This is a genomic window from Hespellia stercorisuis DSM 15480, assembly GCF_900142165.1.
GTDB lineage: Bacteria > Bacillota > Clostridia > Lachnospirales > Lachnospiraceae > Hespellia > Hespellia stercorisuis.
Genome location: NZ_FQZY01000011.1, coordinates 97,536 through 105,686, shown reverse-complemented (window position 1 = coordinate 105,686; position 8,151 = coordinate 97,536). Strand labels below are relative to the sequence as shown.

5 protein-coding genes and 1 pseudogene are annotated in these 8,151 nt (G+C 48.2%); 5 read left to right on the top strand and 1 reads right to left on the bottom strand.

The genetic code is table 11. The annotated features are described in order from the left end of the window. Positions 1 to 218, bottom strand: a pseudogene (locus BUB85_RS04460) (ISNCY family transposase); the annotation flags it as partial. Positions 219 to 618: 400 nt separating this feature from the next. On the opposite strand from BUB85_RS04460, the gene BUB85_RS04455 reads away from it, so the two are divergent. From BUB85_RS04455 to BUB85_RS21110, 5 genes are all read left to right on the top strand, one after another. Continuing rightward, entirely contained in the window at positions 619 to 2,829 is a 2,211-nt protein-coding gene (locus BUB85_RS04455; RefSeq protein ID WP_073105833.1) for a PTS transporter subunit IIABC, read from the top strand. A gap of 19 nt (positions 2,830 to 2,848) precedes the next feature. Next, the gene (locus tag BUB85_RS04450) at positions 2,849 to 3,685 is read left to right on the top strand and encodes a PRD domain-containing protein (protein ID WP_073105831.1); all 837 of its coding nucleotides are present in this window, start codon (positions 2,849 to 2,851) and stop codon (positions 3,683 to 3,685) included. Positions 3,686 to 3,998: 313 nt separating this feature from the next. Continuing rightward, positions 3,999 to 5,288 (top strand): MATE family efflux transporter, encoded by a 1,290-nt coding sequence (locus BUB85_RS04445; RefSeq protein ID WP_073105829.1) that lies wholly within the window; start codon positions 3,999 to 4,001, stop codon positions 5,286 to 5,288. Between the two features lie 114 nt (positions 5,289 to 5,402). After that, positions 5,403 to 5,840: a hypothetical protein gene (locus BUB85_RS04440; RefSeq protein WP_073105827.1), complete on the top strand. Its 438-nt coding sequence runs from the start codon at positions 5,403 to 5,405 to the stop codon at positions 5,838 to 5,840. An 89-nt stretch (positions 5,841 to 5,929) separates the two neighbouring features. Further along, the gene (locus BUB85_RS21110; protein ID WP_073105825.1) at positions 5,930 to 8,098 is read left to right on the top strand and encodes a protein translocase subunit SecDF; all 2,169 of its coding nucleotides are present in this window, start codon (positions 5,930 to 5,932) and stop codon (positions 8,096 to 8,098) included. Positions 8,099 to 8,151 lie beyond the last annotated feature (53 nt).

Below are 8,151 nucleotides of genomic sequence, written 5' to 3'. Positions count from 1 at the left end.
TCTATAACAATAACCTTTGTTGCCTCAGGGATGGTATTGGCGGGCTTACGGCCTTTGTTACCGTGTACAAAGTATTCTTTCCCTGATTTTGTGTAACCAGCAAGCATGCGGTTGATGTGGCGTACTGTGCAGCCAAGTGTAAGAGCAGCTCGTTCTTTGTTTGGACTTGGATGGTCAGCAAGCCCTTTAATCACTTCATATTTCTTTTGTTCGTCCATATCTAATATAACCTTTCTGATAATGAATTCCTCCTGTTCTAAATTATAAGCAGGAGTCAGTATACCATACTTGGGACATTTCCCCTTGTGGTATATAAGGACATTATCATAAATGGTTCATAATCCGGAAAACTAAAACAAAAAGGGCTTGACAAACAACAATGGCAGTGCTAATTTAATATACATAGTATGTAACTTTTCGGAAGGCATTCACTATACATAACATGAAGGGATGGTTATGTGTATTGGTGTCTTCCTTTTTTGCATATACGGATTAGCCGTAGTTTCGTCGGTAGTTTCCTGTATATGCATATGCGCGCGAAGAGATATGAATACACATTCCTCCTGAAACTGAAACCATTTAGTACAAGGATTGAGTGAATCAAAAGGAGAGAATGAGATGAAAGACAAAATTTTTGGTGTTTTGCAGCGTGTCGGCCGAAGCTTTATGCTGCCGATCGCAATTCTTCCGGTAGCTGGGCTGCTGCTGGGAATCGGTAGTTCATTTACGAACGAGACTACAATTGCAACATACGGATTAACCCGGGTTCTGGGGGATGGCACAATTCTTCACGCACTTCTGGTGATTATGAACCAGGTGGGAAGTGTTGTATTTGACAATCTGCCGCTGATTTTTGCGGTGGGAGTTGCAATTGGTATGGCGAAAAAGGAAAAATCGGTTGCCGCGCTAGCAGCTATGGTTGCCTACTTTGTCATGAATACGGCAATTAATGCGATGTTGATCCTCAACGGTAAAATCGTAGGTGGAGAGATCGCAAAGAACGTATTGGAGGGAACAATTACAACATCCTGCGGTATCCAGACATTGCAGCTGGGCGTGTTTGGTGGTATTATTGTGGGGCTGGGAGTTGCGGCATTGCACAACCGTTTTTATAAGATTTCCCTTCCGAACGCACTGTCATTTTTTGGTGGCACAAGATTTGTTCCGATAATTTCTACGGTGGTTTATATGTTCGTCGGAATTGCACTGTACTTTGTATGGCCGCCGGTTCAGAATGGTATTTACGCTTTGGGCGGACTTGTGACAGGAAGCGGATATGTGGGAACACTTATTTTCGGACTGGTGAAGAGAGCACTGATTCCGTTCGGACTGCACCACGTATTTTATATGCCATTCTGGCAGACGGCAGTCGGTGGTACGATGGAAGTTGCCGGTAAAATGGTGGCAGGAGGACAGAATATTTTCTTTGCACAGTTAGCGGATGCAGGAAATATTGCACATTTTAGTGCAGATGCAACCAGATATTTTTCAGGAGAATTTATCTTTATGATCTTTGGACTTCCGGGTGCAGCGCTGGCAATGTATCAGTGTGCAAAACCGGAGAAGAAAAAAGCGGCCGGCGGTCTGTTGTTGTCCGCAGCGCTTGCATGTATGCTGACAGGTATCACAGAGCCTCTGGAATTTTCATTCCTGTTCGTGGCACCGGCATTGTTCGTGGTACAGGTGATTTTGGCAGGTTCCTGCTACATGATCGCCCATATGTTAAATATTGCGGTAGGACTGACATTTTCCGGCGGTTTTCTGGATTTCTTCCTGTTCGGCATCCTGCAGGGAGATGCGAAGACAAGCTGGCTGAAAGTGATTCCTGTGGGAATTATCTATTTCTTCTTATATTACTTCATTTTCAAATTCATGATCAAGAAGTTTAATTTCAAGACACCTGGTCGTGAAGATGATGATACGGAGACAAAGCTTTATACAAAAGCCGATGTCAATGCCCGCAAGGCAGAGCAGGGCGGTGAAGGCGGAGCGGCGGTTTCCGAAGAAGCGGACCCACTGAGCGCAGCAATCACACGTGGACTTGGCGGCAAACGCAACATCAGCGATGTGGACTGCTGTGCGACGAGACTGCGCTGCACGGTCAACAAGGCTGAACTGGTGAACGATGCGCTGCTGAAATCCACAGGAGCGTCAGGTGTGGTGCACAAGGGAAATGGCGTGCAGGTTATCTATGGACCGAACGTAACCGTTGTAAAATCAAATCTGGAGGATTATCTGGAGACAGCACCGGATGTGGAGTACACAGGAGAGACTGAAAATGCACAGAAAGCAGCAGGTACAGACGCATCTGACGACGGAGAAGATGGAAAAAGCGGAACAAAACAGGAGCGAGAAGCAGAGGTCGTAAAATCTATCATAATCTCAAGTCCGTTCAAGGGTGTGGCGGCAGACCTGTCCACAACGCCTGACGAAGCATTTGCAGGGAAGATGATGGGTGACGGTGCGGTTGTGACTCCGGAGGATACGGTTGTGAGAGCACCGGAGGATGGCGAGGTAGCATTTGTATTCGAGACAAAGCACGCAGTCGGATTTATGACGGATTCAGGGGTCAGCCTTCTGATTCACGTCGGTATCGATACAGTGAAACTGAACGGAGAAGGCTTTAAGGTGATGGTTGAAAACGGACAGAAGGTGAAGAAGGGCGATCCGATGCTGGAACTAGATCTGGATTACCTGAAAGAGCATGCGCCGTCTGTTGCAACACCGATTCTGTGTACGGAGTTGGAGGATAACCAGAAGATCCGTCTTTTAAAAGAAGGAGAGATCGGAGCCGGTGAAGCACTTTTCGCGATAGATATCTACGAGTAAAGGTGAGTGGAGAAGAGGCATGTACAGAGTTGAGAGAGTATTGAATCACAACACAGTGATTGTAATTAAAGCGGACAGCAGCCAGGAGTACCTGATGATGGGAAAAGGCGTTGGTTTTGGCAGGAAAGTAAGCGAACGAATTGAAAAGAGACCGGAGGACAGCCTGTATTCACTGCAGGAAATCACAACGCGTGGTGAGGCAAAGAATCTGGTCAAATCCATCTCGCCAATCTGTCTGGAGCTGGCGGACATTGCCCTGAATGAGGCGGAGAAATGCTTTGGCAGGACTGACCGGTCCGCGCTCTTTCCTCTGGCAGACCACCTGGAGTTTGCAATCGGGCGGATTCAGAAGAACGAACAGATCAGCAACCCGCTGACGAATGACATTCGCGTGATCTTTCATAATGAGTATAAGGTGGCACAGTGTCTTGAACCATTGATCCTGGAGAAGTTAAATGTCAAGATCAATGAGCATGAGACCGGCTACATCGCGCTACATATCCACTCGGCTATCGACTCTGAGAGAGTGGAACAGTCCATGCAGACAGCCCAGGCTGTCCGCGACTGTATTACGCTGGTGGAGCAGGAGACAGAGAAAATCATCGCCGTCAACTCGCTGGCTTACAACCGGCTTATGAACCATGTGCGCTACATGGTGGCGCGCGTCCTGAAAGGTGAAAAGCTGAAAGTGAGCATGAACGATTATATGGAACAGAAATTTCCACTGGCGTTCGAGACAGCGACGAGGATCTGTGATGGAATCAGCAGCAGCCTGAAGCGTCCGCTGGACGAAATTGAGATCGGGTATCTGGCAATGCACATCGAGCGGGTAGCGGATGATGAGCGGGAGTCGTAGAGTAACCTCATCAAGCAGGCCCCCGTTCTGAATGTAAAAAGTATGAAAAGTCCCTTGCTTCAAGTGTGAGAATGCTCCTGTCGGCAGCAGTGCTGCGGCGGGAGCACTTTTTATACTCTTTTTGCTTCTTGTTAACAAAACTATGACTGTCTTTTTTTATCTCTGTGTAGTAGAATGAATGCTATGGATTAAAAGTGTCCGTGAAAAGCCACAGGTTAAAAAAGCGATCATGCCGAAAAAATGACAGGTGATTAATGACGACTTGGTGAGTCAACGGCGATAAAATAAGAATTGGAGAAAAGGAATAGAAGACATGTCAATCAGAAAACAATTTGCAAAATACGTATCACAGAACATCATGGGGATGATAGGGATGTCCCTCTATATTCTGGCGGATACTTTTTTTATCTCTCTGGCAGAGGGGGCCATGGGAATTACAGCACTGAATCTGGTTCTGCCGATTTACAGTCTGATTTTTGCTGTCGGGGCAATGATTGGAGTGGGCTCGGCCATCCGTTTCAAGATTCTGCGTGCCAGGGATGATGCGCATGCGGACCGCTATTTTTCCAATGCCGTATTGTGTGCACTGGCTTTGGGAATGGTGTTTGTGGTTCTGGGCGGCTTGTTCCCGGGACAGATTGTTGCGCTGATGGGTGGAGATGCGCAGATTGTTGCAGTGGGAACCTCCTACACCAGGATTTTCATGTTGTTTACACCGTTTTTTATGTGGAATCACATCTGCAATGCATTCGTGCGAAATGACGGAAATCCCACTGTGGCGATGGCGGCGACGCTTGGCAGCAGCCTGTTCAACATTGTGATGGACTACGTTCTGATGTTTCCACTGGGAATGGGGATGGCCGGGGCAGCTCTGGCGACTGCGGTCTCACCAATCATTGGAATTGCCATCTGCAGCATTCATTTTCTTTCCAAAAAGAATACCATCCGGTTCCGGTGGACTGTGCCGTCGCCAAAGCTGCTGCTGCAGTCCTGCCAGCTCGGAATCTCTGCGTTTATCGGAGAGATTTCTTCAGGAGTGACGACCATTGTATTCAATATGCTGATTCTCAGACTTGCCGGGAATATCGGCGTGGCGGCATATGGCGTCATTGCGAATACCTCGCTGGTTGCAATATCCGTGTTCAATGGTGTGGCTCAGGGGGCGCAGCCGTTATTCAGTGACCTTTACGGAAAAGGGGAGCGGGGCGCGGTGCGCAGAGTGCTGCGAATGGGTGTCTTAACGGCACTGGTCCTGGCAGTGATTATGGTTGTTCTGTCCCGTGTGGGGGCAGAGTCGATTGTCGCGGTCTTCAACAGCGAGCGGGACGAAGTGATGGCATCTTATGCGGTGAATGGATTGAAGCTTTACTTTATGGGATTTTTATTTGCCGGCTTCAATATTGTGGTGACAGGGTACCTGAGCGCGGTGGAATCTGTGCGCTGGGCATTTACAACTTCTATTATGCGGGGTGTTGTGGCAATCATTCTGTGTGCGCTGGTGCTGTCTGCGACGCTGGGGCTGAACGGGGTGTGGCTTGCATTCCCGGCTGCGGAGATGGTGACGGCGGTTGTTGCGGTGCTGGCAGTGAGAAAGTCGCGGTGAAAAGTCACCATAAAAAGCATTGACATCATAAATGGTGTGAGCTATAGTTGTGAATAGTGTAAAAGGTAAAATACGCCCCAAATTATATTTAGAAATAGAAGGCAGGTGAATGTCATGAAAATCAACAAAAAGTACCATTTTATTATCAGTCTTCTTATTTGCATGGCTATTTGCTTTTCTTTTTGCAATACCTCACTGGAGAGCGCTCACGCCATGGACTCCAAGGATGGTCCGATTTCTGCTGCGCAGGCATCTTCGGACACATTAAAGACAGTCAGTCAGGGGTTCGTGGAGGATATCCAGACTGCAGCGCGTCTTATCAGTGCGGCTTCTCAGGGGGGAGCTGTATTTCGTGCGCCGCTGCGGGCGGAAACCAGAAGTATTACAAGTCTTATCTATGCTGTTTTATTCAAAATAGCAGTTATCCCAAGTTTGATTTTTGCTGTGATGGAAATTGGCATGCGCTGTCAGACCCTGATGCAGCAGCTTATTCTGAATTATATACAGAGCAAGGACGGAAGAAAAAAATATCTTTTCATTTTAACGAAGTAAACAGCAGTCGTGAGTGCCTGTAAGGGGACAGAGAATGTACACTTTAGCGGGAACATACGGCAGAATAAAAAAGTGAAAAGAGGTATAATATGAAACCTGGCAAGAATATGCTTGCTGTAATTCTTTGTGTGATTGCAGCTTTTATTTGTGTTGCAGCTTTTGGTATCGGGGACGATGTGAAGGGCGTGCGTGACATGCGTTATGGAATTGACATCCGGGGTGGTGTGGAGGCTGTTTTTGAGCCTCAGGATCTGGACCGGAGTGCCACGGAAAAGGAATTGGATACGGCCCGTGAGGTCATTGAGATGCGTCTGGATGCGCTGAATATTACAGACCGGGAGGTGACGGTGGATAAGGAGGGCGGCTATATTATTGTCCGTTTTCCCTGGAAGTCTGATGAAAAGAATTTTAACCCGGAGGATGCCATCGCGGAGCTGGGGGAGATGGCACAGCTTTCTTTCCGGGACGCGGACGGCAACGTCATGATTGAGGGATCCGATGTGAAAAGCGCATCACCGGAAAAGCAAACTTCGGGTGTTAAGAAAGAGTATGTTGTCAGCCTGACTTTTGATAAGGAGGGCGCAAAAAAGTTTGAAAAGGTGACTGGAGACATGATCGGGCAGAAGCTCGGTATCTATATGGATGACCAGCAGATTTCCAATCCGGTGGTGGAGAGCAGAATATCAGGCGGGCAGGCGGTCATCAACGGGATGAGCGGATATGATGAGGCGAAGGCACTGTCAGACAAAATCAATTCCGGTGCGCTGCCGTTTTCCCTGGAGACGACCAGCTTCTCCACAATCAGCCCAATCCTTGGAAACAATGCATTACATATCATGATCTGGGCGGGATTGCTGGCATTTGTTCTGGTGTGCTTGTTTATGGTGGCCTACTATAAGCTCCCGGGAGTGGTTGCATGCCTTACACTGGTTCTGCAGATGACGCTCCAGCTTCTTGCAATCTCTGTGCCGCAGTACACGCTGACTCTGCCCGGAATCGCAGGAATTATTCTCTCGCTGGGCATGGCGGTGGATGCAAATATCATCATTTCGGAGCGGATATCCGAGGAACTGCAGCGTGGGCGTTCCGTGCATCTGGCGGTGAAAAATGGATATAAGTCAGGATTTACTTCTGTGTTGGACGGCAATGTGACCACCGCGATCGTGGCGGTGATCCTGATGATATTCGGCTCGGGTTCCATGCTGAGTTTCGGATACACGCTGCTGATCGGAATGATCGTAAATGTGGTAATCGGAGTCACCGTCTCGAGAATGCTGCAGCTGTCCCTGACAATGCTGCATCGGTGGAACGACAAAAAATGGTTCCGGGCAAAAAAAGTGCTTTGTAAGCGGAACTTCTATCAGAAGAAAGGGATATGCCTGATTGTTTCCGGAACCATCTTTGTATTGGGAATCGTGGGAATTGGAATGAATGGCGTCAGTCTGGATACGCAGTTTACAGGTGGTGTGGTGATGAACTACACTGTAGATTCGGCGGTGAATAACAAGGATGTAGAGAGCCGTGTGGCAGACATCACAGGCCGGGAGGTTACCGTGCAGGAGACAAAGAGTCATGTGAACAATTCCGAAAGCCTGGAAATCACGCTGGCCGGACATGGTGGCATCACGCCGGATATGCAGAAGAAGATCACGGTATCACTGGAGAAACTGGCAGGGGACGATTCCATTCAACTGTCAAAGACGTATGCGGTGGAACCATATATCGGTGCCAAGGCGTTAAAAAATGCGGGAATTGCAATCGCGCTTTCCTTCCTGTTTATCGTGCTCTACGTATGGATCCGGTTCTCCGCGCTCTCAGGTCTTCCGGCAGGGGTGACGGCGCTCATTGCATTGCTCCATGACGTTCTGGTGGTGTTCTTTGTGTTTGTATTGTTTAAAATTCCGTTGAATGATGCGTTTGTGGCGGTTGTGCTCACCATTATCGGATACTCCATCAATGACACCATTGTGGTGTATGACCGAATCCGCGAGAACCGGAGAGAGACGATGGGGATCGATGTGGCAGAGCTCACGGATATCAGCGTCACGCAGGTACTGGCGCGGTCGGTGAACACTTCCGTCACGACCGGAATCTGCGTGCTGACAATCCTTGCGGCATCGATTATTTTTCAGATTGATTCCATCAGAGATTTTTCGCTGCCTATGTTCTTTGGGCTGATCAGTGGCTGCTATTCTTCGGTCTGCATAGCGAGTATTCTGTGGGCAATGTGGGAGCGCAGGAAAGATGGAAAGCGGTAATATCACGGTTCGTCTTTCAAACAACTACAAATCAGGAAAAAATAGAAATGGAG

What these genes read in the sequence shown, in the direction of transcription:
- BUB85_RS04455 (WP_073105833.1), top strand. Translation starts at nt 619, where the DNA reads ATGAAAGACAAAATTTTTGGTGTTTTGCAGCGTGTCGGCCGAAGCTTT.
- BUB85_RS04450 (WP_073105831.1), top strand. Translation starts at nt 2,849, where the DNA reads ATGTACAGAGTTGAGAGAGTATTGAATCACAACACAGTGATTGTAATT.
- BUB85_RS04445 (WP_073105829.1), top strand. Translation starts at nt 3,999, where the DNA reads ATGTCAATCAGAAAACAATTTGCAAAATACGTATCACAGAACATCATG.
- BUB85_RS04440 (WP_073105827.1), top strand. Translation starts at nt 5,403, where the DNA reads ATGAAAATCAACAAAAAGTACCATTTTATTATCAGTCTTCTTATTTGC.
- BUB85_RS21110 (WP_073105825.1), top strand. Translation starts at nt 5,930, where the DNA reads ATGAAACCTGGCAAGAATATGCTTGCTGTAATTCTTTGTGTGATTGCA.